Source organism: Roseomonas sp. USHLN139 (genome assembly GCF_037145735.1).
GTDB lineage: Bacteria > Pseudomonadota > Alphaproteobacteria > Acetobacterales > Acetobacteraceae > Pseudoroseomonas.
This window is the reverse complement of record NZ_JBBCWY010000001.1, coordinates 1,456,010-1,479,582: the sequence shown is the minus strand read 5'-3', so window position 1 is coordinate 1,479,582 and position 23,573 is coordinate 1,456,010. Positions and strand designations below refer to the sequence as shown.

General features: G+C 70.9%; 19 protein-coding genes. 7 read left to right on the top strand and 12 right to left on the bottom strand.

What is annotated here, in order from left to right; genetic code table 11:
• Nucleotides 1–6: 6 nt before the first annotated feature.
• From metG to mazG, 4 genes are all read left to right on the top strand, one after another.
• The gene (metG, locus tag WFI16_RS06830; protein WP_419897027.1) at nucleotides 7–1,545 is read left to right on the top strand and encodes a methionine--tRNA ligase; all 1,539 of its coding nucleotides are present in this window, start codon (nucleotides 7–9) and stop codon (nucleotides 1,543–1,545) included.
• Nucleotides 1,545–2,318: a TatD family hydrolase gene (locus WFI16_RS06825; protein WP_419897026.1), complete on the top strand. Its 774-nt coding sequence runs from the start codon at nucleotides 1,545–1,547 to the stop codon at nucleotides 2,316–2,318. Before metG ends, WFI16_RS06825 begins: the two co-directional genes overlap by 1 nt.
• A gap of 10 nt (nucleotides 2,319–2,328) precedes the next feature.
• A complete protein-coding gene (locus WFI16_RS06820) occupies nucleotides 2,329–3,126 on the top strand; it encodes an MBL fold metallo-hydrolase (protein ID WP_419897159.1) in 798 nt (265 codons plus the stop codon).
• A 64-nt stretch (nucleotides 3,127–3,190) separates the two neighbouring features.
• Nucleotides 3,191–4,006, top strand: coding sequence for a nucleoside triphosphate pyrophosphohydrolase (gene mazG, locus WFI16_RS06815; protein WP_419897025.1), 816 nt, complete (start codon nucleotides 3,191–3,193; stop codon nucleotides 4,004–4,006).
• Between the two features lie 195 nt (nucleotides 4,007–4,201).
• Here mazG and WFI16_RS06810 read toward each other — a convergent pair whose 3' ends face one another.
• The 10 genes from WFI16_RS06810 to dusB form a co-directional block, all read right to left on the bottom strand.
• The gene (locus WFI16_RS06810) at nucleotides 4,202–5,032 is read right to left on the bottom strand and encodes an inositol monophosphatase family protein (RefSeq protein ID WP_419897024.1); all 831 of its coding nucleotides are present in this window, start codon (nucleotides 5,030–5,032) and stop codon (nucleotides 4,202–4,204) included.
• Nucleotides 5,033–5,042: 10 nt separating this feature from the next.
• Nucleotides 5,043–6,350: a GTPase HflX gene (gene hflX / locus WFI16_RS06805; protein WP_419897023.1), complete on the bottom strand. Its 1,308-nt coding sequence runs from the start codon at nucleotides 6,348–6,350 to the stop codon at nucleotides 5,043–5,045.
• Between the two features lie 25 nt (nucleotides 6,351–6,375).
• Entirely contained in the window at nucleotides 6,376–6,729 is a 354-nt protein-coding gene (gene hfq, locus WFI16_RS06800; protein ID WP_076957949.1) for an RNA chaperone Hfq, read from the bottom strand.
• A 120-nt stretch (nucleotides 6,730–6,849) separates the two neighbouring features.
• Nucleotides 6,850–7,524, bottom strand: coding sequence for an HAD family hydrolase (locus tag WFI16_RS06795; protein WP_419897022.1), 675 nt, complete (start codon nucleotides 7,522–7,524; stop codon nucleotides 6,850–6,852).
• On the bottom strand, nucleotides 7,521–8,393 hold the full coding sequence (locus tag WFI16_RS06790; RefSeq protein ID WP_419897021.1) for a D-amino-acid transaminase: 873 nt from the start codon (nucleotides 8,391–8,393) through the stop codon (nucleotides 7,521–7,523). Before WFI16_RS06790 ends, WFI16_RS06795 begins: the two co-directional genes overlap by 4 nt.
• A gap of 127 nt (nucleotides 8,394–8,520) precedes the next feature.
• Entirely contained in the window at nucleotides 8,521–9,921 is a 1,401-nt protein-coding gene (ntrX, locus tag WFI16_RS06785; protein ID WP_419897020.1) for a nitrogen assimilation response regulator NtrX, read from the bottom strand.
• Nucleotides 9,911–12,169 (bottom strand): ATP-binding protein, encoded by a 2,259-nt coding sequence (locus tag WFI16_RS06780; protein ID WP_442970654.1) that lies wholly within the window; start codon nucleotides 12,167–12,169, stop codon nucleotides 9,911–9,913. Before WFI16_RS06780 ends, ntrX begins: the two co-directional genes overlap by 11 nt.
• A gap of 89 nt (nucleotides 12,170–12,258) precedes the next feature.
• Nucleotides 12,259–13,698, bottom strand: a complete 1,440-nt coding sequence (ntrC, locus tag WFI16_RS06775) for a nitrogen regulation protein NR(I) (RefSeq protein ID WP_419897018.1) — start codon at nucleotides 13,696–13,698, stop codon at nucleotides 12,259–12,261.
• Nucleotides 13,695–14,843, bottom strand: coding sequence for a two-component system sensor histidine kinase NtrB (locus tag WFI16_RS06770; RefSeq protein WP_419897017.1), 1,149 nt, complete (start codon nucleotides 14,841–14,843; stop codon nucleotides 13,695–13,697). Before WFI16_RS06770 ends, ntrC begins: the two co-directional genes overlap by 4 nt.
• Nucleotides 14,840–15,940 (bottom strand): tRNA dihydrouridine synthase DusB, encoded by a 1,101-nt coding sequence (gene dusB / locus WFI16_RS06765; protein ID WP_419897016.1) that lies wholly within the window; start codon nucleotides 15,938–15,940, stop codon nucleotides 14,840–14,842. The genes WFI16_RS06770 and dusB overlap by 4 nt, the downstream gene beginning before the upstream one ends.
• Nucleotides 15,941–16,075: 135 nt before the next feature.
• Between dusB and ispD the strand changes: the two genes are divergently transcribed.
• Entirely contained in the window at nucleotides 16,076–17,227 is a 1,152-nt protein-coding gene (ispD, locus tag WFI16_RS06760) for a 2-C-methyl-D-erythritol 4-phosphate cytidylyltransferase (RefSeq protein WP_419897015.1), read from the top strand.
• Between the two features lie 2 nt (nucleotides 17,228–17,229).
• Here ispD and WFI16_RS06755 read toward each other — a convergent pair whose 3' ends face one another.
• Nucleotides 17,230–19,005: a putative bifunctional diguanylate cyclase/phosphodiesterase gene (locus WFI16_RS06755; protein ID WP_419897014.1), complete on the bottom strand. Its 1,776-nt coding sequence runs from the start codon at nucleotides 19,003–19,005 to the stop codon at nucleotides 17,230–17,232.
• A gap of 175 nt (nucleotides 19,006–19,180) precedes the next feature.
• The gene (gene trpS / locus WFI16_RS06750) at nucleotides 19,181–20,182 is read right to left on the bottom strand and encodes a tryptophan--tRNA ligase (RefSeq protein ID WP_419897013.1); all 1,002 of its coding nucleotides are present in this window, start codon (nucleotides 20,180–20,182) and stop codon (nucleotides 19,181–19,183) included.
• A 138-nt stretch (nucleotides 20,183–20,320) separates the two neighbouring features.
• Between trpS and panC the strand changes: the two genes are divergently transcribed.
• Both panC and WFI16_RS06740 read left to right on the top strand, forming a co-directional pair.
• Nucleotides 20,321–21,190, top strand: coding sequence for a pantoate--beta-alanine ligase (panC, locus tag WFI16_RS06745; protein WP_419897012.1), 870 nt, complete (start codon nucleotides 20,321–20,323; stop codon nucleotides 21,188–21,190).
• A gap of 72 nt (nucleotides 21,191–21,262) precedes the next feature.
• Complete coding sequence (locus WFI16_RS06740) at nucleotides 21,263–23,563, top strand: VTT domain-containing protein (protein ID WP_419897011.1); 2,301 nt, start codon at nucleotides 21,263–21,265, stop codon at nucleotides 23,561–23,563.
• Nucleotides 23,564–23,573 lie beyond the last annotated feature (10 nt).

The window sequence follows — 23,573 nt, the reverse complement described above, 5'->3', positions numbered from 1 at the left end:
TGGACCATGACGACCGAGCGGCGCTTCTACCTGACGACGCCCATCTACTACGTGAACGACAAGCCGCATATCGGCCACGCCTATACCTCGCTGGCGGCCGATGTGCTGGCGCGGTGGAAGCGGATGGAGGGGCTGCAGGTCTTCTTCCTGACCGGCACCGACGAGCACGGCCAGAAGGTCGAGAAGGCGGCCGAGACCCGCGGCATGGCCCCCCAGGACTTCACCGACACGGTCAGCCAGGCTTTCCGCGACCTCGCGGCGCGCATGAACTTCTCCAACGACGCCTTCATCCGCACGACGGAAGAGCGCCACAAGCTGGCCTGCGCCGCGCTGTGGAAGCGGCTGGAAGAGCGTGGCGAGATCTATCTTGGCCATTACGAGGGCTGGTACGCGGTGCGCGACGAGGCCTTCTACGGCCCCGACGAGATCACCGAGAAGAACGGCCAGAAATTCGCGCCGACCGGCGCGCCGGTGGAGTGGGTGAGGGAGCCCTCCTACTTCTTCCGCCTGTCCAACTGGGCCGAGCGCCTGCTGGCCTTCTACGACGCCAACCCCGACTTCATCGCCCCGGCGACCCGCCGCAACGAGGTGATCAGCTTCGTGAAAAGCGGGCTGACCGACCTGTCGATCTCGCGCACCTCCTTCAAGTGGGGTGTGAAGGTGCCGGGCGACGAAGCGCATGTGATGTATGTCTGGCTGGATGCGCTGACGAACTACATCACGGCGCTCGGCTATCCCGATGAATCTGCAGCAAACTGGTCGTTCTGGCCGGCCGATGTGCATTTCGTCGGCAAGGATATCCTGCGGTTCCACGCCATCTACTGGCCGGCCTTCCTGATGGCCGCCGGCCTGCCGACGCCGGCCCGCGTCTTCGCGCATGGCTGGTGGACCAATGAAGGCCAGAAGATCTCCAAGTCGCTGGGCAATGTCATCGACCCGCTGGCGCTGATCGACGAGTTCGGCCTGGACCCGGTGCGCTTCTTCCTGCTGCGCGAGGTGCCCTTCGGCAATGACGGCGATTTCAGCCGCCGCGCGCTGATGGGCCGGCTGAACAGCGAGCTGGCCAATGACCTAGGCAATCTGGCGCAGCGCAGCCTGTCGCTGATCCAGAAGAACTGCGAGGGCAGGCTGCCCGGCGTGGTCAAGCCGGACGCCTCGGATGCCGAGCTGCTCGACGCCGTGGCCGCGCTGCCGGCCCAGGTCGGCGAGGCGCTGGACCGCCAGGCCTTCCACGAGGCGCTGGAGCGCGTCTGGGTGGTCACCCGTCTCGGCAACAGCTGGATTGACGCCCAGAAGCCCTGGTCGCTGAAGAAGACCGACCTGGAGCGGATGGCGACCGTGCTGCGCCACCTGCACACCGCGCTGCGCGGCTTGGCCACCGTCCTGCTGCCCTTCATGCCCGAGACCATGGGCCGCATGCTGGACCAGCTGGCGGTGCCGGAGGATGCCCGCACCGTCCCGGCGCTGGCGACGCTGCTGCCGGATGGCACCGCGCTGCCGCCGCCCAGCCCGCTGTTCCAGAAGATCGTGGACGAGCCCGCCTGATGCTGGTCGATAGCCACTGCCATCTCGACTACTTCTCGGATGAGGAGATCGGCCAGATCCTGGCGCGCGCCGCCGAGGCCGGGGTCGGCCGCATGGTCACCATCGGCGTCCGCATGGCCCAGGCCGAGGCGGTGAAGGCCATCGCCGAGCGCTTCCCCGAGGTCTGGGGCACGGTCGGCGTGCACCCGCAGAATGCCGGCGAGGAAGCGGTGCCGGAGGTTTCGGCCATCGTCGCCGCCGCCGACCATCCGCGCATCATCGGCATCGGCGAAAGCGGGCTGGACTATTTCTACGACAAGGCCCCGCGCGAGGTGCAGCAGGAAGGCTTCCGCCGCCACATCCGCGCGGCGCGCGAGACCGGCCTGCCGCTGGTGGTGCATGCTCGCGATGCCGATGCCGATATCGCCGGTATCCTGAAGGATGAGGCGGAGCAGGGGGGTCCTTTCCCCTTCCTGCTGCACTGCTTCAGCTCCGGCCGGCAACTCGCTGAAGATGCAGTAAAGATGGGCGGCTACCTGTCCTTCTCCGGCATCCTGACCTTCCCGAAGTCGCAGGAGATCCGCGACATCGCCCGCGACATGCCACGGGACCGGCTGCTGGTGGAGACGGACTCGCCCTACCTGGCGCCAGCGCCTTATCGCGGCAAGCGCAACGAACCTTCCTATGTCCCGCACACGGCGCGGGTGCTGGCAGAAGTCCATGGCGTGACGGCCGAGGCCATGGCCGACATCACCACGGAGAACTTCTTCCGGCTGTTCAAGAAGTCTTCTTAAGGCCTTGAATTTGAAAGTTACCATCCTCGGCTGCGGCGGCTCTGCCGGTGTGCCGCAGCTGGGCGGGGCCGATGCCGGCGGCGACTGGGGCGCCTGCGACCCGGCGGAGCCGCGCAACGCCCGGCTGCGCTCCTCGATCCTGATCGAGGCCGGGGATGGCCGCCGGCTGCTGGTCGATGCCGGTCCCGACCTGCGCCGCCAGCTGCTGGACAACCACATCGCCCGGGTCGATGCGCTGCTGGTCACCCATGGCCATGCCGACCACATCATGGGCCTCGACGAGTTCCGCCCGCTGAACCGCGCCATCGGCGAGGCCATCCCGGTCTATGCCACGGACACCACGCTGGCCGAGCTCAAGGCGCGCTTCGACTATATCTTCCGGCCGCCGACGCCGCCGGTCTTCTATCGCCCGGCGCTGACGCCGCAGCCCGTCAGCCCGGGGGAGAGGCTGGAGATCGCCGGCTTCCCGGTGCAGCTGTTCCGCCAGGACCACAAGGTCATGGACACGCTGGGCCTGCGCATTGGCCACTTTGCTTACTCGACCGACGTGGTCGTCATGCCCGAGGAAAGCCTGGCGCAGCTCGAAGGGCTCGACACCTGGATCGTCGGCTGCTTTCAGCGCAAGCCGCATTCGGTCCACGCCAATCTCGACCTGGTGCTGCAATGGGTCGAGCGGCTGAAGCCGCGCCGGACCGTGCTGACCCATATGGGCCATGATCTGGACTGGGCCTGGCTGCAGGCGAACCTGCCGCGAGGCATCGAGGCGGCGCATGACGGCCTCGTCCTGGACATCGCTTCTTTTACATAATCTTCCTTATACGTCTTTTGGACGCACCCCTGGGAAGCGTCCGGATCGCCGCTAGGATTGCCCCATGGCCGACACCCCCCAGCCCCCGATTTCCCCCGAGGCCGAGCTCGCCCGGCTGCTGGAGATCATGGCCCGCCTGCGCGCGCCCGATGGCTGCCCCTGGGACCGCGAGCAGAGCTTCGCGACCATCGCGCCCTATACCATCGAGGAAGCCTACGAGGTCGCCGACGCCATCACCCGCCAGGACATGCCGGCGCTGCAGGACGAGCTCGGCGACCTGCTGTTCCAGGTGGTCTACCACGCCCAGATGGCCAGCGAGGATGGCGCCTTCGGCTTCGCCCAGGTCGCCCGCGGTATCGCCGACAAGATGATCCGCCGGCATCCGCATGTCTTCGGCGATGCGGCCGCCCGCGACGTTGCCGCCCAGAACGACGCCTGGGAGAAGCAGAAGCAGGCCGAGCGCCAGGCCCGTGCCGAGACCGGCGCCCTGGCCGGCATTCCGACCGCCCTGCCCGCCCTCACCCGCGCCCAGAAGCTGACCCGCCGTGCCGCCCGCGTCGGCTTCGACTGGCCCGACGCCGCCTCGGTGCTGGACAAGCTGGACGAGGAAGTGGCCGAGCTGAAGGCCGAGCTGCCCGCCGCCGACCGCGCCCGCATGGCCGATGAGCTGGGCGACATGCTCTTCGTGCTGGCCAATCTGGCGCGCAAGCTGGACCTGGACCCGGAAGACTGCCTGCGCGGCGCCAATGCCAAGTTCGAGCGGCGCTTCACGGCGGTCGAGAGCCGCTTGGCGTCCTCGGGCTTATCATTGGCCGATGCAGGGCTGCAGCGGATGGAAGATGCGTGGCAGGAAGTAAAGAAAGAGGAAAAGAATAAATAAGAAGGTTGGGGAAATGAATTCCTCTACCCAAACCTACAGGTTTGCGACCATCTTCTTTCTATTCTATGGCGCTTGATTAAAGGTCGTGCTGTGGTCGGGCTGTTTCACGGACTGCGTCACGTGGACATGGCAATCAGACAAAAATAAGAAGGGGTCCAGGGGAATTCATTCCCCTGGCCTACCCGTGTCTTTTCTTCAAAGCCCTTCCAGCAACGCTTCCCTGATCTCCACCCAGGATGCCTTATCCGGCGCCGCGATCAGCCCGCCGCCGGTATGCTCGGGCCGGTATTCGCTGCCGTCGAAGCGGGCGCTGTAGCCGCCGGCCTCGCGATGGAGCAGCCAGCCCGGCAGGTGGTCCCAGGGCATCAGGCGGTTGTAGACCACCAGATGCGCGCCGCCGGAGGCGATCAGGCGGTATTCATGCGCGGCGCAGCGGAACTGCACGCCGCCGGCCAGGCGCGGCAGGCGGGCGGCGATCTGGCTGCGGACCGGCTCGGTCATCCAGGTCCAGGAGACGGCGCCGATCATCTTGTTCAGCGGCGCCGGGGCCGCGACCTTCAGGTCGTGGCGGTGGCCGTCGGGGGCCTCGATCCAGGCACCTTCGCCGCGCAGCGCGATGGCGGTGTCGTCGCCCATCGGGTCGTGGATCCAGGCGGCTACCACCTCGCCCTTCACCACCGCCGCGGCCATGCAGCCGAACAGCGGCACGCCGGCGGCGAAGTTGGCGGTGCCGTCGACCGGGTCGACGACGAAGGCGAGGTCCGCCGAGGCCAGCTTGCCCAGCAGCGACGGGTCGGCGGCCGTGGCCTCCTCGCCGACCACCAGGCAGCCCGGGTAGCGGGCCTGCAGGGCGGCGGTGATCTGGCGCTCGGCGGCCTCGTCGGCGTCGGTCACCAGGTCCAGCGGGCCGGACTTGGCGCGGATGGCACCGGGGGTCAGGCGGCGGAAGCGCGGCAGGATTTCGCTCCGCGCGGCGTCGCGGAGGGTCTCGGCGAGCGCGCTCGCCTCGGTCGTGGTGAAGCGCATCGGGATCCGATCAGCCAGGTTGCTCGAAGCGGGCGCGGTCGGCAGGCGACAGGCGCACCGTCAGGTGGATCGTCTCCTCGCCATCCTCGCGGGTCAGCACCTCGCCATGCTGGTAGAGCCAGGCGATGCGCGCGCCGTCACTGGGCGGCAGGCGGTACTCGGCCGTCTCCATGCCGGCGGCCAGCCGGGCATCGAGCGCGGCGCGCAGCGGGTCCAGCCCCTCGCCCGTCAGCGCCGAGACGGCCACCGAGCCAGCATGGTCACCGCCGGGAACGCCGGAGACGCCGCCCAGCAGGTCGGCCTTGTTCAGCACCTCGATGGTGCGGGAGGGCCAGTTCTCGTCCAGCGCCGGGTCGGGGCCCTCGGCCATTTCGCTCAGCACCTCGATGACGTCGTTGCGCTGGCTGGTAGTGTCGGGATGGGCGACGTCGCGGACATGCAGGATGATGTCGGCGGCGGCGACCTCTTCCAGCGTGGCGCGGAAGGCCTCGATCAGCTGGGTCGGCAGGTCGCTGATGAAGCCCACCGTGTCGGACAGGATCACCGTGCGGCCGCTCGGCAGCTTGATCGCCCGCATGGTCGGGTCGAGCGTTGCGAAAAGCTGGTCCTGCGCATAGACGCCAGCGCCGGTCAGCGCATTGAACAGCGTCGACTTGCCGGCATTGGTGTAGCCGACCAGCGCCACCACCGGGAATGGCACGCGGGTGCGGGCGGCGCGGTGCAGGCCACGGGTGCGGCGCACCTGCTCCAGCTCGCGCTTCAGCTTGACGATGCGCTCGCCGATCAGGCGGCGGTCGATCTCGATCTGCGATTCACCGGGGCCGCCGAGGAAGCCGAAGCCACCGCGCTGGCGCTCAAGATGGGTCCAGGACCGGACGAGGCGGGTGCGCTGGTATTCCAGATGCGCCAGCTCGACCTGCAGCGCGCCTTCCTTGGTGCGGGCGCGCTCGCCGAAGATCTCCAGGATCAGGCCGGTGCGGTCGATGACCTTGCAGCCCCAGGCGCGTTCCAGGTTGCGCTGCTGGACCGGCGTGAGCGCCGCGTCGACGACGACGACGCCGACCTGGTGCTCCTCGATCGCCTGATGCGCGGCCTCGACCTGGCCTTCGCCCAGCAGCGTGCTGGGGCGCCGGGCGCGCAGCGGGAAGACGGCGCTGTGGACGATGGTCAGGCCGATCGAGGCGGTGAGCCCGACGGCCTCGGCCAGACGCGCCTCGGCCGCCCGGTTGGCGGCGCGGGATTCGGGGAAGACCAGGACCCCCTCGGCGCCGGCAGGGCGCTGGGGGCGTTCATGCGGCAGCAGCACGGCGGCAAGCATGGGCTTGCCGCCGGCGGCGCCATTGTCAGTCGGAGGAGCCGACAGGATTGACCTCGCGTTGCAGTGTCATGGTGCCTTCACGGGTCACCTGCACCGTGCCGGTGCCCTGGGCAGCGCCTTGGGCGGGGGCGGCACCGGCGCCGGCGGCGGCGGCATCGAACAGCATGATCGGCGCGCCCGGCATGACGGTGCTGATGGCGTGCTTGTAGACCAGCTGGGTGTGGCCGTCCCGGCGAAGCAGGACGGAGAAGTTGTCAAACCAGGTAATGATACCCTGCAGCTTGACACCATTGACCAGAAAGATGGTCACAGGAGTTTTGCTTTTGCGAACGTGGTTCAGGAACACGTCCTGCACGTTCTGGGACTTCTCGGCGGCCATCAGGCTCGGTCCTTCTTTTTCTTGGCGAGCCAGCATTCTGATGCCGCACGGACCGTGATCCGGGCAGCGGGCAGGGCTTCGCCCCGGCGTGCGGGGCTGCCCGCCGGTTCGCCCGCAAGATCACGCAGGCGGGGGGGTCTTGGCAAGGCCGTCCAGGCAGGCTGCCAGCGCATGGCCGTCTGCAAATGCCGCATCCGGCGCCAGGGATGCCGCGCCCCCGTCATGCGCTGCATCGCCGAGAAGCACTGCGCTGCAGCCGGCGGCGCGGGCGGCCTGCATGTCGACCCCGGTGTCGCCGACGAACCAGACCCCGGGCCCCGGGGCGATGCCGAGCTTCTGCAGCGCCAGCAGCACCGGATCGGCGGCCGGCTTGTCGGCGGTCGCATCCCCTGCCCCGACCAGCGCGCCGAAACGCCCGCTCCAGCCGAGATGCGCGGCCTCCGCCCGCAGGATGCCGCCCTGCTTGTTGGAGACGACCGCCAGCGGCCAGGCGCGCGCGGCGTCCAGCGCTTCCATCGTGCCGGGCATCAGCTTCAGCACCTCGAGATGGCGGGCGCGGACCTCGGCATAGAACAGGGTGCGGGCGCGCTCCCACTCCGCGCCGAAGATCGCCGGGAAGGCGTCCTTCAGCGACAGGCGGGCGCGGGCGCGGACTTCTTCCAGGCTCCACTCGGGCAGGCCGAAGCCGCGCAGCGCCGCGTTCATCCCCGCCTGCACGCCGGCCCAGGCATCGACCAGGGTGTTGTCCCAGTCCCAGAGGAGGGCGGTCGGGCGGGGCAGCAGGGCCTGGCTCACGCCGCGTTCCGGGCCGGGCCCTTCACATGGCGGGCGAAGATGTCGAAGAGCTGGCGGGTGACCGGGCCGGGCCTGCCGTCGCCGACGGGGGTGCCGTCGATCTTCAGGATCGGCTTCACGAAGGAAGTGGCCGAGGTGATGAAGGCCTCGCGCGCCTGCTTCAGGTCGTCGAGGGTGAAGTCGCGCTCGTCCCAGGCGATGCCGGCTTCCTTGAGCTCGGCCATCAGCGCGCCGCGGGTGCAGCCCGGCAGGATGGCGTGCGACAGGGCGCGGGTGCGGATGGCGCCCGCGGCGTCGACGATCCAGAAGCTGGTGGCCGCGCCCTCGGTGATGGTGCCGGTGGCCTCCTCGTAGAGGATGGCCTCGATGGCGCCCTGCTCGCGCGCGGCCTGGCGGGCCAGGACGTTGGGCAGCAGGTTGACGCTCTTGATGTCGCGGCGGGCCCAGCGCTGGTCGGGCAGGGTGATGGCGGCGCCGCCCCAGTTCTCGATGCTCGCCGGATAGGCCGGGATGCGCTTGACGGTGATGACCAGCGCTGGCGGCACGGGCTTGGCGGGGAACGGATGGTCGCGGCGGGCGACGCCACGGGTCACCTGCATGTAGAGCAGGCCCTCGGTGACGCGGTTGCGGCGGGCGACTTCCTGCAGCACGGTGGACAGGGCGGCGCGGGTCAGCGGCATCGGCAGGCGGATTTCGCGCAGCGAGCGCTCGAGCCGGTCGAGGTGGCGGTCCTCGTCGATGAAGCGGCCGTTGTAGAGGTGGACCACCTCGTAGATGCCATCGCCGAACTGGTAGCCGCGGTCTTCGACGTTCACGCTGGCGTCGCGCTGCGGGACATAGCGGCCGTTCACATAGGCGATGCGGGACATGCCCTGGTCTCTCGTGCTGGTGGTGACTGGGCGGCAGGTTCGCCCCGAAGCGCTGCCGCGGCAATGGCCCCATCGACAGAAATAGATGGGGGTCTGGGGGAATACCTTCCCCCAGCCTTGCTTCTCTTTATGCCGGCGCGGCCTTGTCCTCGGCCTGGACGCCCAGGAACTTCAGCTTGCGGTGCAGTGCCGAGCGTTCCATGCCGACGAAATTGGCGGTGCGGCTGATATTGCCGCCGAAGCGCAGCAGCTGCGCCTCGAGATACTGCCGCTCGAACAGCTCACGCGCCTCGCGCAGCGGCAGGGTCATGATCTCGCTCGACCGGTCGAGCTTCAGCGCGGCCGGCGCCGCGGAGCCGACTTCCGGCGGCAGCATCTCCGGCCGGATCGGCTCCCCTGCCCCGCCCGGCGCCATGATCAGCAGCCAGTCGACCAGGTTGCGCAGCTGGCGGACATTGCCCGGCCAGTCATAGGCCTGCATGGCGGCGAGCACGTCTTCCGACAGCTCGCGCGCCGGCACGCCGGAGGTCTCGGCCGAGCGGGCCATGAAGTGGCGGGCGAGCACGGGGACGTCCTCGCGGCGCTCGCGCAGCGCGGGGACGCGCAGCGGCACCACGGCCAGGCGGTAGAAAAGGTCCTCGCGGAAGCGGCCGCCGGCGATCTCGGCGGCGAGGTCGCGGTTGGTGGTGGCGATGACGCGGACATCGACCTTGACGCGGGTGGCGCCGCCGACCCGCTCGAAGCCCTGTTCCTGCAGCGCGCGGACGATCTTGCCCTGGGTCTCCAGCGGCATGTCGGCCACCTCGTCGAGCAGCAGGGTGCCGCCATGGGCGCGTTCCAGCACGCCGGCGCGGCGCGGCGCGGCCTGGGCGTCGCCGCCGGCCTCGACGCCGAACAGCTCCTCCTCGAAGCGGGCCGGGTTCAGCGTGGCGCAGTTCAGCGCGACGAAGGGCTCGCCGGCGCGGCGCGACTTCGCATGGATCATGCGCGCCGCCACTTCCTTGCCGGCCCCGGCGGGGCCGGCGATCAGCACGCGGGAACCGGTCGGCGCCACCCGCTCGATGGCGCCGCGGAGCTGGGCGATCTGGGGGGAGGCGCCGAGCAGCTCCGTCTCGGCGCCAGCGCGCAGCTTCAGCTCGCTGACCTCGCGCTTGAGGCGGGCGGCCTCCAGCGCGCGCTCGGCGATCAGCAGCAGGCGGTCGGACTTGAAGGGCTTCTCGATGAAGTCGTAGGCGCCCTGCTGGATGGCCTGGACCGCCGTCTCGATGGTGCCGTGGCCGGAGATCATCACGACGGGGACCGAGGCGTCGTCGCGCTGCATCGCCTCGAGGATGCCGAGGCCATCGAGGCGGGAATTCTGCAGCCAGATGTCGAGGATGACGAGGCTGGGCCGGCGCGCGCGGAAGGCGGTCAGCGCCGTGTCGGAATTCTGCGCGACGCGGGTGTCGTAGCCTTCATCCGAGAGGATGCCCTCGATCAGCGCGCGGATGTCCGGTTCGTCGTCGACGATCAGGATATCATGCGCCATGCCGCTGCATCTCCGTTCTTCCAGTCAAGTCCGCCCCCGGATTGGGGCTTGAATTGCTCGCGCCCGCATTCGGGCCGGGCGCGGCGCTGCGCCGTGGCAGCACCAGGGCCGCGCGGGTGCCGCGCACCGGATGACCATCGGCCGCTTCCCGCTCGGTCAGCAACAGCCTGCCCCCGTGGTCCTCCATGATCTTCTTCACGATGGCAAGACCAAGGCCGGTCCCTTTCGGCTTGTGCGTCACATACGGTTCTGTGAGGCGCTCCCGCTCCTCGCCCTGCGGCAGGCCGATGCCATTGTCCTCGACCACCAGCGTGACCCAGTCCTCGGCCTCCTCGACGGCCAGGGTGATATGGCCGGGCTCAGGGTGCTCGACCCCCTCGCCCGCCTCGGCCTGGACCCGCATGGCGACGGCATCGGCGGCATTGGCCAGCAGATTGGTCAGCGCCTGGCCGATCAGCCGGCGGTCGCAGGGGATGCGCGGCGCGGCCTCGGGGATGCGGGTGGCGAAGCCGATGTCGTGATGCGCGTTCTGCTGCAGGATCAGCGCCTCGCGCGCCACCTGGTCGATCGGCTCCGGGCGGATCACCGGCTGCGGCATGCGGGCGAAGGCCGAGAACTCGTCCACCATGCGGCCGATATCGCCGACCTGGCGGACGATGGTGTCGGTGCACGCAACGAAGGTCTCGGGGTCGTTGGTGATCTGCTTCAGATAGCGCCGCTTCAGCCGCTCGGCCGAGAGCTGGATCGGCGTCAGCGGGTTCTTGATCTCGTGCGCGATGCGGCGGGCCACATCGGCCCAGGCCGCCTTGCGCTGCGCCGAGAGCAGCTCGGTGATGTCGTCGAAGGTGATGACGAAGCCGACCACCTGGCCGCGCTGCAGCTCGGCGCCGATCTGCGCCAGCAGGCTGCGCCGCTCGCTGGCCGGGCCGATGCGGATCTCGGCAGTTCGGGTGCGCTCCGGCTGGGCCAGCGCCTGCTCCAGCAGCGGCGCGAATTCGGGCGCCACCTCGGCCAGCGGCCGGCCGAGCTCGGCCTCCAGCTCGAGCCCGAGCAGCTCGCTGGCCGATCGGTTGGGCAGGTTGATGCGCGCCGCGGCATCCAGGCCGATGACACCGGCGGAGACGCCGGACAGCACCGTCTCGGTGAAGCGGCGGCGCTCGTCGATCTGGCGATAGGCCTCCATCAGCTCGCTGCGCTGGGCGGCCAGCTGGTTGGTCATGCGGTTGAAGGCGCGGCTCAGGGTGCCGACCTCGTCCTCCGCCCCGCCCTCGGTGACGCGGACCGAGAGGTCGCCGCTGCGCACCCGCTCGGCGGCGACGATCAGCCGCGACAGCGGCCGCGCGATCTGGTTGGCGATGACCAGGCCGATCAGCACGGCCGCCATCAGCACCAGCAGGGCGGCGATGGCGAAGATCATGGCGAAGGTGATCTGCAGGCCGGAACGGTTGCGGTCCAGCTCGTCATACTGCTGGAAGGCCAGCTCGGTGCGGCGCATGTGCTCAATCACGCCGGGATCGACCGGACGGCCGATCAGCAGCATCAAGCCCTGGCCGATATCGAGCTCGACCAGCGCGCGCACCCTGCCCTCCTCCGACTCGCCGGGCAGCACGGCGACCTCGCCATTGCGGGCGAGCTCGGTGGCCCAGGCCGGCAGCGGGTCGAGCACCGTGGTGGTGGTCAGCCCGGCATGGCTGACGACGCGGTTCAGCACCGGCTCGAAGACCACGGAATCGGTCAGGCCGCGCAGCGCGGTATGCGTCGCCAGGATCTGGGCGAAGGCATACTGGTTCTCGTCCAGCAGCCGGCCGGCGCGGTTCAGGTCGGCGGCCATGGCCAGGGCATCGGCGCGGATGGTGTTGCGATGCTCGTCCAGATAGGCGCGCGAGGCGACCAGGCTGGCTTCCAGCGTGTCGCGCACGCGGTCGCTGAACCAGGCCTGGATGCCCAGGTTGAAGAAGACGGCGGCGAAGACGGCGACCAGCAGCGCCGGCACCACGGCGACCACGCTGAACAGCATGACCAGCCGGACATGCAGGCGGGAGCCGGCCGAGCCGCGACGGCGCTCGGCCCAGACGCGCACCAGCCGCGCCGTCAGCGAGACCAGCAGCAGCAGCAGGAAGGTGGCGTTGACCAGCACCATGGCCACCACCTGCCCGGGCTTGGTCGGGCCGAAGGGGCTGCCGCCGGAGAGCAGGGTGAAGGTGCCGATGCCCAGCAGCAGGGCACCGATCGCCAGCGACAGGGTCATCGCCCGGCCCAGCAGCAGGTCGAGCAGGCGCCGCCCCGGGGAGCGGCGCGCGGCGGCGCGGCCTTCGCCGCTGTCGGCGGCCTCCCGACTCACGACAGGCCGCGCACCACCGGCAGGTCCAGCTCCCGGATCTTCTTGCGCAGCGTGTTGCGGTTCAGCCCGAGCATGGCGGCGGCCTTGATCTGGTTGCCGCGGGTGGCGGCCAGCGCCAGCCGCAGCAGCGGCCGCTCGACCTCGGCCAGCACGCGCTCATAGAGGTCGCGCACCGGCAGCCCGTCCTTCTGCGCGGCGACGAAGCTGGAGAGGTGGCGCTCCACCGCCTGCTCCAGCGTCTCCGAAGCGCGCGCCTCCATCTCGGCCACCGGCTCGGCCTCGGCCAGCTCGGTGGCCACCGCGTCGCCGCCGATCACCTCCTGCGGGTAGAGGGCGGCCAGCCGCCGCATCAGGTTCTCCAGCTCGCGCGCATTGCCCGGCCAGGAATGCTGCCGCAGCCGGTCAACGGCGCCCTGGTCGAGCTGCTTGCCTGGCAGGCCCGCGGCCTTGGCACGATCCAGGAAGTGGCGCGCCAGCAGCGGAATGTCCTCGGCCCGCTCGCGCAGCGGCGGCAGCCGGATCGGCACCACGTTCAGACGATAGAAAAGGTCCTCGCGGAACATGCCCTGGCGGATCGCCTGGCGCAGGTCGCGATGCGTCGCGGCGACGATGCGGACATTGGCCTTGATCGGGTTGCGGCCGCCGACGGTGGTGAACTCGCCCTCCTGCAGCACGCGCAGCAGCCGGGTCTGCGCCTCGGGCGGCATGTCGCCGATCTCGTCGAGGAACAGCGTGCCACCGGCCGCCTGCTCGAAGCGGCCGACGCCGCGCGACAGCGCGCCGGTGAAGGCGCCGCGCTCATGGCCGAACAGCTCGCTCTCGATCAGCTCGCGCGGGATGGCGGCCATGTTGATGGCGACGAACGGCCCGGTGCGGCGGCGGCCGTAATCATGCAGCGCGCGGCTGACCAGCTCCTTGCCGGTGCCGCTCTCGCCGGTGATCATCACGGTGAGGTCGGTCGTCGTCAGCCGCGCGACGGTGCGGTAGATCTCCTGCATCGCCGGCGAGCGGCCGATCAGCGGCAGGCGCTCGGTCTCGCCCTCATCCTCCTGCGGGACCGCCACGGCCGGCGCGGTCAGCGCGCGGGCGACGACGGCCAGCAGCTCCTTCAGGTCGAAGGGCTTGGGCATGTATTCGAAGGCGCCGCGCTGCGCCGCCTTCACCGCGGTCATGAAGGTCGACTGCGCCGACATGACGACGACGCGCAGCTCCGGCCGCACCCGCTTGATGCGCGGCACCAGGTCCAGGCCGTTCTCATCCGGCATGATCACGTCGGTGATCACCAGGTCGCCGATGCCCTCCTCCACCCAGCGCCAGAGCGTGGCGGCGGAAGAGGTGGCGCGCACCGTGTAGCCGGCGCGCCCCAGCGCCTGGGACAGCACGGTGCGGATGGCCCGATCGTCATCGGCCACGAGGATGGTGCGGGTCTCGGTCATTCGTCTCGTGTCTTGCGCGGGGCGGAGGTGTCGGCGGGCGGCATCGGCAGGGACAGGCGGAACACCGTCCGGCCGGGACGGGTGTCGCATTCGATCAGCGAGCCCTGATCGGCGACCAGCTTGGCCACCAGCGCCAGGCCCAGGCCCTGGCCGCCGCGCTTGGTGGTGACGAAGGGTTCCCAGATGGTCGAGGCGACCTCCTCCGGGATGCCGGGGCCGTTGTCGCGCACGCTGACCTGCAGCGGCAGGTGCACCCGCTCGCGCGAGCCGGGCACCGCGATGCGCACCCCATGATGATAGGCGGTCGAGAGATGGATCTCGCCGGCCTGGGGGTCGACCGCCTCGGCGGCGTTCTTCACCAGGTTCAGCAGGATCTGCACCAGCAGGTCGCGGTTGGCATAGACCGGCGGCAGCGAGGGGTCGTAATCCTCGACGATGCGCAGATGGCTGGCGAAGCCGCGCGCGGCGATGCGGCGGACATGGTCCAGCACCTCGTGGATATTGACCGGGGCGCGCTCGACCGGGCGCTCGGAGAACATCTCGAAGCGCTCGACCAGGTTGCGGATGCGGTCGGCCTCGTCCTGGATCAGGGTGCAGAGCTCCCGATCCTCCTCGCTGGCCGATTGCTCCAGCAGCTGCGCCGCGCCGCGGATGCCCGAAAGCGGGTTCTTCACCTCATGCGCCAGCATCGCCGCCATGGCCGAGGCGCCGCGGGCGGCGCCGCGGAAGTTCAGCTGGCGGTCCAGCTTCTGGGCCTTGCTGCCGTCCTGCAGCGACAGCAGCACGGCGCCCGACAGTTCCGGCAACGGCGCGCCATGCACGGTGACGCCGGTGCGGTGCAGCCGCGGGCTGTCGAGCGTCAGGTCATGGTCGGAAACCGGCGCGTCCAGCGTGCGCACCTGGTCGACCAGGGCGAAGAGCCGGCTGTCCGACGGGATCAGCTCGCCCAGCCCCATCTGCGCCAGATTGGCCGAGGAGAGCTGGAAGAACTGCTCGGCGGCCGGGTTGGCGAAGCGGAAGCGGTTGCCGGCATCCAGCAGCACCACCGGCACCGGCAGCGCGGCCATCAGCGTGACCGCATCCGGCAGGGCCGGGCTGCCCTCCAGGCCGCGCATCGGCCGACGCGAGGCGACAGGATTGTTCATGCCGCCAGCTGGTCCCCGTCGGCCTCGCCGGCCTCGCGGTAGGAATCGCGCACCGCCTCGACCCCCTGCTCGATCAGCGGCAGGTAGAATTCGGCGAGCAGGGCCAGCGCCGCCTCCGGCGTCTCGGCCCGGTTGACCGCGACGCGGAACTCGGCCGAGCCGGGCAGGCCCTTGGAATACCAGGCCAGGTGCTTGCGGGCCAGGCGGACGCCCGGGTGCAGCCCGTGATGCTCCAGCATCGAGTGGTAGTGTTCGAGCAGCACCTTGTAGTGGGTGGCCAGGTCCGGCTCCGGCAGCTCCTCGCCGGTGGTGAGATAGGCGGCGGTGCGGGCCAGCAGCCAGGGCCGGCCATAGCAGCCACGGCCGATCATCACGCCATCGGCGCCCGATTGCCGCAGCGCCTCGGCGGCGTGCTCGGGCGTCAGGATGTCGCCGTTGACGATCACCGGCAGGCCGATCGCCGCCTTCACCTTGGCGACGAAGGCCCAGTCGGCGGTGCCGGTATAGAGCATCTGCCGGGTGCGGCCATGCACGGTGATCAGCTTGATGCCGCATTCCTCGGCGATCTTCGACAGCCGCGGCGCGTTCAGGCTGCTGTGGTCCCAGCCCATGCGCATCTTCAGCGTCACCGGCACCGGGACCGCCTTGACCACCGCTTCCAGGATGCGGGCGGCGCCGATCTCGTCGCGCATCAGCGCGCTGCCGGCCTGCTGGCCGATCGCCACCTTCTTCACCGGGCAGCCGAAATTGATGTCGACGATGGCGGCGCCCTGGTCGACCACCAGCTTCGCCGCCTCAGCCATCACTGTGGGGTCGCAGCCGGCCAGCTGCACGCTGGTCGGGCCGCCGAAGCCGTCGACCTCGGCCATCTTCCTGGTCTGGCGGTTCTCCCGCACCATGGCCTGGCTGGCGATCATCTCGCTGACCACCATAGGCGCCTGCAGCGAGCGGCAGAGGCGGCGGAAGGGCAGGTCGGAGACGCCCGACATCGGCGCCAGGATGACCGGGGCGTCGATGCGGATCGGCCCCACCATGATCGGCCGCAGCCGCGGCGCGGCCTGGCGGAGTGCCGTGGGGGTGCTGGGGTCGGTGCTCATGATTTGGGCAATCTAGTCGCTGACGCCGGTCGCGTCCATGCGCAACCGCCCAGGCTTGCGGCACGGCCGGCCCGCGCGCGGCGCGGGGCGGCTGCCCCCCTGTTGCCGGCGGCCGGTCGCGGATAGGCTCGCGCCATGCCCGTGATCGCCCTCCTGATGGCCGCCGGCCGTGGCCAGCGCTTCGGCGCCGACCGGCCCAAGCAATACCTGCCGCTGCTCGGCCGCCCCGTGCTGCGCCATGCCGCCGAGGCGCTGCTGGCCGACGGCGCCGTGGATTTCCTGCTGCCCGTGGTGCCGGCCGGCGAGGCGGCCACCGTCGAGGACATCCTGGCCGGCCTGCCCTGCCTGCCCGCCATCGAGGGCGGCGCCACCCGCCAGGCCAGCGTCCGCGCCGGCCTCGAGGCGCTGGCCGCCCTGGCCGAGCCCCCTGTCCTGGTGCTCGTCCATGACGGCGCCCGCCCGATCCTGCCGCGCGGCACCATCCTGGCGCTGCTGGCCGCGCTGGAGACCCATCCCGGCGCCATCCCGGCCCAGCCGGTCAGCGACACGCTGAAGCTCGGCCGTGACGGCGCCATCCAGAAGACCGTCCCGCGCGAAAACCTCTACCGCGCGCAGACCCCGCAGGCCTTCCGCTTCGGCCCGCTGCTGGACGCGCACCGCGCCGCCGGGCAAGAGGCCACCGACGACGCCGCCCTGCTGGAAGCGGCCGGCCTGCCCGTCGCCCTGCTGCCCGGTTCGGAGACCAATCTCAAAGTGACCTACCCGGAAGACCTGCCCCGCGCCGAGGCCGCCCTGCTGCCGCGCTACCTGCCCGCCATGGGCACCGGCTTCGACGTCCACCGCCTGGTGGAAGGCCGCCCGCTGGTGCTCTGCGGCCTGACCATCCCGCACTCGCTGGGGCTGGACGGGCATTCCGACGCCGATGTCGGCCTGCACGCGCTGTGCGACGCGATCTATGGCGCCCTGGCCGAGGGCGATATCGGCCGCCACTTCCCGCCCAGCGAGGCGGAGTGGAAGGATGCCGACAGCGCCCGCTTCCTGCGCCACGCCGCCGGGCGGGTGGCCGCGCGCGGCGGCATCATCACCCATACGGATGTGACGCTGATCTGCGAGCGGCCGAAGATCGGCCCGCATGCCGAGGCGATGCGCGCCCGGCTGGCGGAGCTGATGGGCATCCCGGTGACGCGGGTCTCGGTGAAGGCCACCACCACCGAGCGGCTGGGCTTCACCGGCCGTGGCGAGGGCATCGCCGCGCAGGCGGCGGCCACCCTGCTGCTGCCGGCCTGAGCTCAGGCGGCGGCGGGAACGGCGCGCGCCGTCAGCCAGGCGCGCAGGGCTGTCTCCGGCATCGGCCGGGCGATCAGGTAGCCCTGCGCCTCCTCGCAGCCGCATTCGGCCAGGAAGTCCAGGGCGGCCTGGTCCTCCACCCCCTCGGCGACCACGCGATGGCCGAGGTCATGCGTCAGCTGGATCATGGTGGCCACCATCCGGCGGTCGCGCGCACTGCCCGACAGGCCGCGGATGAAGGACTGGTCGAGCTTGACGATATTGGCCGGCAGGGTCTGCAGATAGGAGAAGGTGCTGTAGCCGGTGCCGAAATCGTCGATGGCGATCTCCATGCCGAGCTGGCGCAGGGCGCGCAGCTGCGCCAGCGCGGCCTGGCCGTTGCGCATCAGCGCGCTTTCGGTGAATTCCAGCTCCAGCGCCTGCGGCTCCAGCCCCTGCTCCGCCAGCGTCTCCACCAGCCGCCCGGCAAAGTCGGTCTCCGCCAAGTTGAGCGCGGAGACATTCACCGAGAGCCGCAGGTCCAGCCCGTCGCGCCGCAGCGCGGCGAGCTGCGCCGCGGCCCGCGCGATCACCCATTGCGTGACCGGCTGGGCCAGCGCGGTCTGCTCGACCAGCGGGATGAACTCGCCCGGCGAGACCGCCAGCAGCTCCGGGTGCTGCCAGCGCAGCAGCGCCTCGGCGCCGCGGCAGCGGCCGGTGCCGATCTCGATGCGCGGCTGGAACACCAGGCTGAGCTGGTCCGGCGCGAGCAGCGCCGGCGGCATGTCGCAGAGCAGGCGCAGATGGCGGCGGTTCCGCGCATCGGTGTCGGCGCTGTAGAGGCTGAGCGGCAGGCCGGCGCGATGCGCTTCCTCCGCCGCGCTGGCCCCGGCCCGCAGCACATCCTCGGCGCTGTCGATGCCGGCGCGGAAGGGGGCCACGCCGAAGGTCGGGCTGGCGGTGACCGGCACGTCGCCGAAATTCAGCGGCTCCTCGAAGGCGGCCTGCAGGGCTGTCACCGCGCCTTCCCAGCCGCCGGGCCGGTCGCTGCCGAGCAGCGCCAGGAAGCCGCAGCCGCCGATATGGTAGAGGCCGTTGCGCCCGCCCAGCGCGCGGGCCAGCACGGTCGCGCCATGCCGCGCCAGCGCCTCGACATAGCCCGGGCCGAGCGCCGCCACGGCCTGGCCGAGCTGGCTCGAATGCGACAGCTCGACCACCAGGGCGACGCCCGCCTCCGCCGCCGGGCGGGCGGCGAACTCGTCGAGGAACTGCAGCCGGTTGGGCAGGCCGCTGACCGGGTCGATGCGGCCGAAGGCATGTTCCAGCTCGACCTGCGCCATCACCATGGCGGCGAGGTCGTGCAGCGACTGCGCCTCCTCGGGGGAGATCTCGCGCGGGGCGGTGTCCAGCACGCACATGGCGCCGATGCCATGCCCGTCCCGGGTGACCAGCGGCGCGCCCGCATAGAAACGGATCCCGGCCAGCGCCAGCGGGCTGCCGATGAAGCGGTCATCCGCCTGCAGGTCGGGCACCACCAGCATCCGGCGGCTGGTGCTGACCACCGCGCAGGGTGCCTGGTGGCGCGGGATCTCGTTGCCCGCCGTGCCACGGGCGGATTTGAACCATTGCCGGTGGCTGTCGGTCAGCGAGACGGCGGCCACCGGCGCGGCCAGCATCTTGCTGGCCAGGCGGGTGATGCGGTCGTAGCTCTCGCTGGCCGGCGTCTCCAGCAGGTTGAGGGAGCGCAGCGCCTCGAGGCGGAGGCTCTCTTCGCCGGCAGGGGGGGTGAAGGCAGACATGACGCGTCCTCGAGCTGGCTGGACAGGCTCAGGAGGGCTGTCCTAGCCGTCGCGGAACCGTGGCGGCGCCCACCCCGGGTGAGGCGCCGCCAGCTCAATTTAGACGCAATACATTAACGGATTATATGTAACCGCGCGGCCGGGGCCGCCCCGGCGGCCCGGCGGCGGCGCCCTCTCAGCGGCGCGGCAGGAAGCCGACCAACTCTTCCGCCTTCTGCACGATCGGCTCGGCGATGGCCGCCGCCTTGTCGGCACCCTGGCGGAGCGCCGCATCGACTGCCGCCGGGTCGGCCAGCAGGCGCTGCATCTCGGCCTGGATCGGCGAGAGATGCACCACCAGCGCGTCGGCCAGGGTGTTCTTGAAGCTGCCGAAGCCCTGGCCCTCGTGCTGGCGCAGCACCTCGGCCGGCGCGACGCCGGTGATGGCGGCCAGGATGCCCACCAGGTTGCGCGCCTCCGGGCGGCCGTCCAGGCCGGACATCTCGCCGGGCAGCGGCTCGGCATCGGTCTTGGCGCGGCGGATCTTCAGGGCGACGGTATCGGCATCGTCGGTCAGGTTGATGCGCGACTGGTCGGAGGCGTCCGACTTCGACATCTTCTTGGTGCCGTCGCGCAGCGACATGACGCGGGCGGCGACGCCCTGGATCAGCGGCTCGATATGCGGGAAGAAGTCCACGCCATAGTCGTGGTTGAACTTCTCGCCGATGTCGTTGGCCAGCTCCAGGTGCTGCTTCTGGTCCTCGCCGACGGGGACGCGGGTGGCGTGGTAGGCGTGGATGTCGGCGGCCATCAGGTTCGGATAGACATAGAGGCCGGAGCCGGCGTTCTCGCGGTCCTTGCCGGCCTTGTCCTTGAACTGGGTCATCCGGTTCAGCCAGCCGATCCGCGCCACGCAGTTGAAGATCCAGGCCAGCCGGGCATGGGCATGGACATGGCTCTGCACGAAGAGGGTGCACTTGTCGGGCGTGACGCCGCAGGCGATCAGGGCGGCGGCCATTTCGCGCGTCTGGGTCGCCAGCGTCTTCGGGTCGAAGGGCTGGGTGATGGCGTGCAGGTCCACCACGCAATAGATGCATTCGTGGTCGGCCATCATCGGCACCCAGTTGCGGATGGCGCCCAGGTAGTTGCCGAGGGTGGGGATGCCGGAGGGCTGGATCCCGGAGAACACACGCTGCATCGAACGGACCTTTCGCGCCTGGCGGCCGAGGTGATCAGGCGCGCGGTTGATCCCGCGCGGCGGCGGCGGCGTCAAGCCTTGCCAGGCCGGCCCGGCTTCGGCAGGAGGGACGGCCAAGACAAAGCCGGGAGGATGGCGATGCGGATCGAGCGGGAACTGGCGGGGCTGCGGGCGGCGACCGGCGCCTGGCGGGCGGCGGGGCAGCGGATCGGCCTGGTGCCCACCATGGGCGCGCTGCATGACGGCCACCTGGCGCTGGTGGCCGAGGCGCGGCGCCAGGCCGACGTCGTGATCGCCTCGATCTTCGTCAACCCGCTGCAATTCGCCCCCACCGAGGACCTCGACCGCTATCCGCGCGACGAGGCCGGCGACCTCGCCAAGCTGCAGGCCGCCGGCTGCGACCTGGCCTTCCTGCCGACGCCGGCCGTCATGTATCCGCCGGGCGATGTCTGCGTGATCGACCCCGGCGCCGGTCCCGGCAGCCCGGCCGAGGGCTGGGAGGGCACGGCGCGGCCCGGTCATTTCCGCGGCGTGGCGACGGTCTGCTGCAAGCTGTTCATGATGGCCCAGGCCGATGTGGCGGTGTTCGGCGAGAAGGACTGGCAGCAGCTGCAGGTGGTCCGCCGCATGGTGGCCGACCTGCTGCTGCCGGTGACGATCCAGGGCCTGCCGACGGTGCGCGAGGCCGATGGCTTGGCGATGTCCTCGCGCAACCGGCGGCTGTCCGAGGGCGAGCGCGGCCAGGCGGCCGCCCTGCCCGGCCTGCTGCAGCGATGCGGCGCGGCGCTGGCCGCCGGCCAGCCGGTCGGGCCGGCGCTGGCCGAGGGGCAGGCCGCGCTGCAGGCCGCCGGCTTCGTCCCGGACTATCTCGCTCTGGTCGAGCCCGCCACGCTGCGCCCCTGGCCGGCCGGTGCCGCCGGCGCCGCCCGGCTGCTGGTCGCCGCCCGCCTGGGCGAGATCCGCCTGCTGGACAACATCCCGGTCCTGGTGCCCCCTGCCCCCGGCTGAGGCTTGTCGCGCGGAAAATTGTCGCGCTGTTGATCGGTGACCTTCCGTCCCCTGCTGCGTTGCAGCGGGGTGATGGCCCCTCCGACCGACAACGCCCTCGACACCCCGGCCGCCGCCCGCCCCGGCCCGCCCGCAACCACGCTGCTGCGGCCGGGCGACACCGTCTGGCGCCTGGAGCCGGCCGGCCGCGCCGCCGTGCTGGTGGATGCGGCCAACTATTACGGCGCGCTGCGCGAGGCGATGAAATCGGCCAGGAGCTCGATCCTGATCGCCGGCTGGGACATCGACAGCCGCACGCCGCTGGTCGGCCCCTCGGGCGAGGCGCGCGACGGGCTGCCGGCGATGCTCGGGCCTTTCCTGGCGGCGCTGGTCGAGCGCCGGCCGCAGCTGCGCATCAAGCTGCTGCTCTGGGACTATTCCGTGCTCTATGCGCTGGAGCGGGAGCTGCTGCCGGCGCTGTCGCTGCACTGGGGCACGCCGCGGCAGATCGAGCTCTGCCTGGACGACCAGGTGGCCTTCGGCGCCTCGCACCACCAGAAGGTGGTGGTGATCGACGACGCGCTGGCCACCGCCGGCGGGCTGGACCTGACCATCCGCCGCTGGGACAGCTCGCCGCACAAGGCGGTCAATCCGCACCGCACCGATCCGCGCGACGAGACCTATCCGCCCTTCCATGACGTGCAGATGATGGTGGACGGTGCCGCCGCGGCGGCGCTGGCCGACCTGTTCCGCGACCGCTGGGCCGAGGCCGCCTGCGAGGACCTGCCGCCGCGCGGCGATCCGCCGCCGCATGCGGCCTCGCTCTGGCCGCGCGGCCTGGCGCCCGACTTCACCGATGTCCCGGTGGGCATCGCCCGCACCCGTGGCAGCTTCGAGCACCTGCCGGAGCTGCGCGAGGTCGAGCGGCTCTACGAGGCGATGATCGCCGGCGCCGAACGCGCCCTCTATATCGAGAACCAGTTCCTCACCCATCTCGGCCTGGCGCAGCAGCTGGCGGACCGGCTGCGGCAATGTCCGGCGCTCGAGGTGGTGATCCTGGGACCGCGCACCCACCACACCTGGCTCGAGCACCGCACCATGCTGGCCGGGCGCATCCGCTTCATGATGCTGCTGCGCGAGGCCGGGGTCGCCGACCGGGTCCGCCTGGTCTATCCCGAGGTGGGCGCGACGCGCGGGCCGCAGAAGGGCCCGGTGGCCGATGTCATGGTGCATGCCAAGGTGATGATCGTCGACGATCGCTGCCTGCGCATCGGCTCGGCCAATATTTGCAACCGCTCGATGGGCACCGACAGTGAATGCGACCTGGCGATCGAGGCGCAGGATGAGCGGACCCGCGCCGGCATCGCCCGCATCCGCGACCGCTTCCTGGCCGAGCACCTGGATGCGACGCCGGAGGAAGTGGCCCGCGCCATGCAGGGCGGCTCGCTCTTCGCCGCTCTCGACCAGCTGGCGGGGCGCTCCCGCCGGCTGATGCCGATCGAGGACGGGGTCCTGGCCGAGGGTGAGGCGCTGACCCAGATCGAGGCGGTGGCCGATCCGGCCCGTGCGCTGGGCACCACCATGCTGCTGGCCGATTTCACCGCCGAGGACGGCACCCCGCATGGCATGCCGCTCTGGCTGCGGGTCACCCTGGTGGCGGCGCCGATCCTGCTGATCGCGGTGATCTGGCGCTACACGCCGCTCTCCGCCTTCCTGAACCCCGAGACCTTCAGCGCCTCGATGCAGAACGCCAATGGCGCCTGGGGGCCGCTGCTGGCGCTCGGCCTGTTCATGGTGCTGGGGCTGATCGCCTTCCCGGTCAATGTGCTGATCGTGGCGACGGCGGCGGCCTTCGGCATCTGGCCCGGCCTCGCCTATGCCGGGATCGGCGCGCTGGTCAGCGCCTTCCTGACCTGGCTGGTCGGCCGCCGCCTGGGGCCGAAGCTGCTGCGCAAGCTGCTCGGCCCGCGCATCAACCGCATCAGCCGCAGCATCGCCCGCAACGGCATCATGGCGGTGACCATGGTGCGGCTGATGCCGATCGCCCCCTTCACCCTGGTCAATCTGGTGGCCGGCGCCATCCGCATCCCGCTGCTGGACTACATGGTCGGCACCGCGCTCGGCCTGGCGCCCGGGCTGATCCTGATGACGGCGCTGGGCGACCGGCTGCTGCGCATCATGACTGACCCCTCGCTGCGCGACATCCTGGGCTTCGTTGCCGTGCTGCTGGCCTGGGGCGCGCTGTCCTGGGGGCTGCAGAGCCTGGTCTCATGGTTCCGCCGCCGCAGCGCCACGGCCGAGGCCCGTGCCGAGGCGGAGGCCGAGGGACGCGACCCCGAGCAGGCCGCCCGCGAGGCGGAGCAGGAGGTCGAGGCCGGGGTGCGCGCCGCATGATCCTGCGGGC

Excerpts from the sequence above, each read along its gene's own strand:
- WFI16_RS06770 (WP_419897017.1), bottom strand. The coding sequence starts at position 14,843 with ATGAACAATCCTGTCGCCTCGCGTCGGCCGATGCGCGGCCTGGAGGGC.
- WFI16_RS06780 (WP_442970654.1), bottom strand. The coding sequence starts at position 12,169 with ATGACCCTGTCGCTGGCGATCGGTGCCCTGCTGCTGGGCATCGGCACC.
- WFI16_RS06790 (WP_419897021.1), bottom strand. The coding sequence starts at position 8,393 with ATGTCCCGCATCGCCTATGTGAACGGCCGCTATGTCCCGCAGCGCGAC.
- trpS (WP_419897013.1), bottom strand. The coding sequence starts at position 20,182 with ATGCAGCGTGTGTTCTCCGGGATCCAGCCCTCCGGCATCCCCACCCTC.
- hfq (WP_076957949.1), bottom strand. The coding sequence starts at position 6,729 with ATGGCCGCCGAGAAGTCCCAGAACGTGCAGGACGTGTTCCTGAACCAC.
- ispD (WP_419897015.1), top strand. The coding sequence starts at position 16,076 with ATGCCCGTGATCGCCCTCCTGATGGCCGCCGGCCGTGGCCAGCGCTTC.
- ntrX (WP_419897020.1), bottom strand. The coding sequence starts at position 9,921 with ATGGCGCATGATATCCTGATCGTCGACGACGAACCGGACATCCGCGCG.
- WFI16_RS06810 (WP_419897024.1), bottom strand. The coding sequence starts at position 5,032 with ATGCGCTTCACCACGACCGAGGCGAGCGCGCTCGCCGAGACCCTCCGC.
- dusB (WP_419897016.1), bottom strand. The coding sequence starts at position 15,940 with ATGAGCACCGACCCCAGCACCCCCACGGCACTCCGCCAGGCCGCGCCG.
- metG (WP_419897027.1), top strand. The coding sequence starts at position 7 with ATGACGACCGAGCGGCGCTTCTACCTGACGACGCCCATCTACTACGTG.
- WFI16_RS06740 (WP_419897011.1), top strand. The coding sequence starts at position 21,263 with ATGGCCCCTCCGACCGACAACGCCCTCGACACCCCGGCCGCCGCCCGC.
- WFI16_RS06755 (WP_419897014.1), bottom strand. The coding sequence starts at position 19,005 with ATGTCTGCCTTCACCCCCCCTGCCGGCGAAGAGAGCCTCCGCCTCGAG.
- WFI16_RS06825 (WP_419897026.1), top strand. The coding sequence starts at position 1,545 with ATGCTGGTCGATAGCCACTGCCATCTCGACTACTTCTCGGATGAGGAG.
- mazG (WP_419897025.1), top strand. The coding sequence starts at position 3,191 with ATGGCCGACACCCCCCAGCCCCCGATTTCCCCCGAGGCCGAGCTCGCC.
- hflX (WP_419897023.1), bottom strand. The coding sequence starts at position 6,350 with ATGCTTGCCGCCGTGCTGCTGCCGCATGAACGCCCCCAGCGCCCTGCC.
- ntrC (WP_419897018.1), bottom strand. The coding sequence starts at position 13,698 with ATGACCGAGACCCGCACCATCCTCGTGGCCGATGACGATCGGGCCATC.
- panC (WP_419897012.1), top strand. The coding sequence starts at position 20,321 with ATGCGGATCGAGCGGGAACTGGCGGGGCTGCGGGCGGCGACCGGCGCC.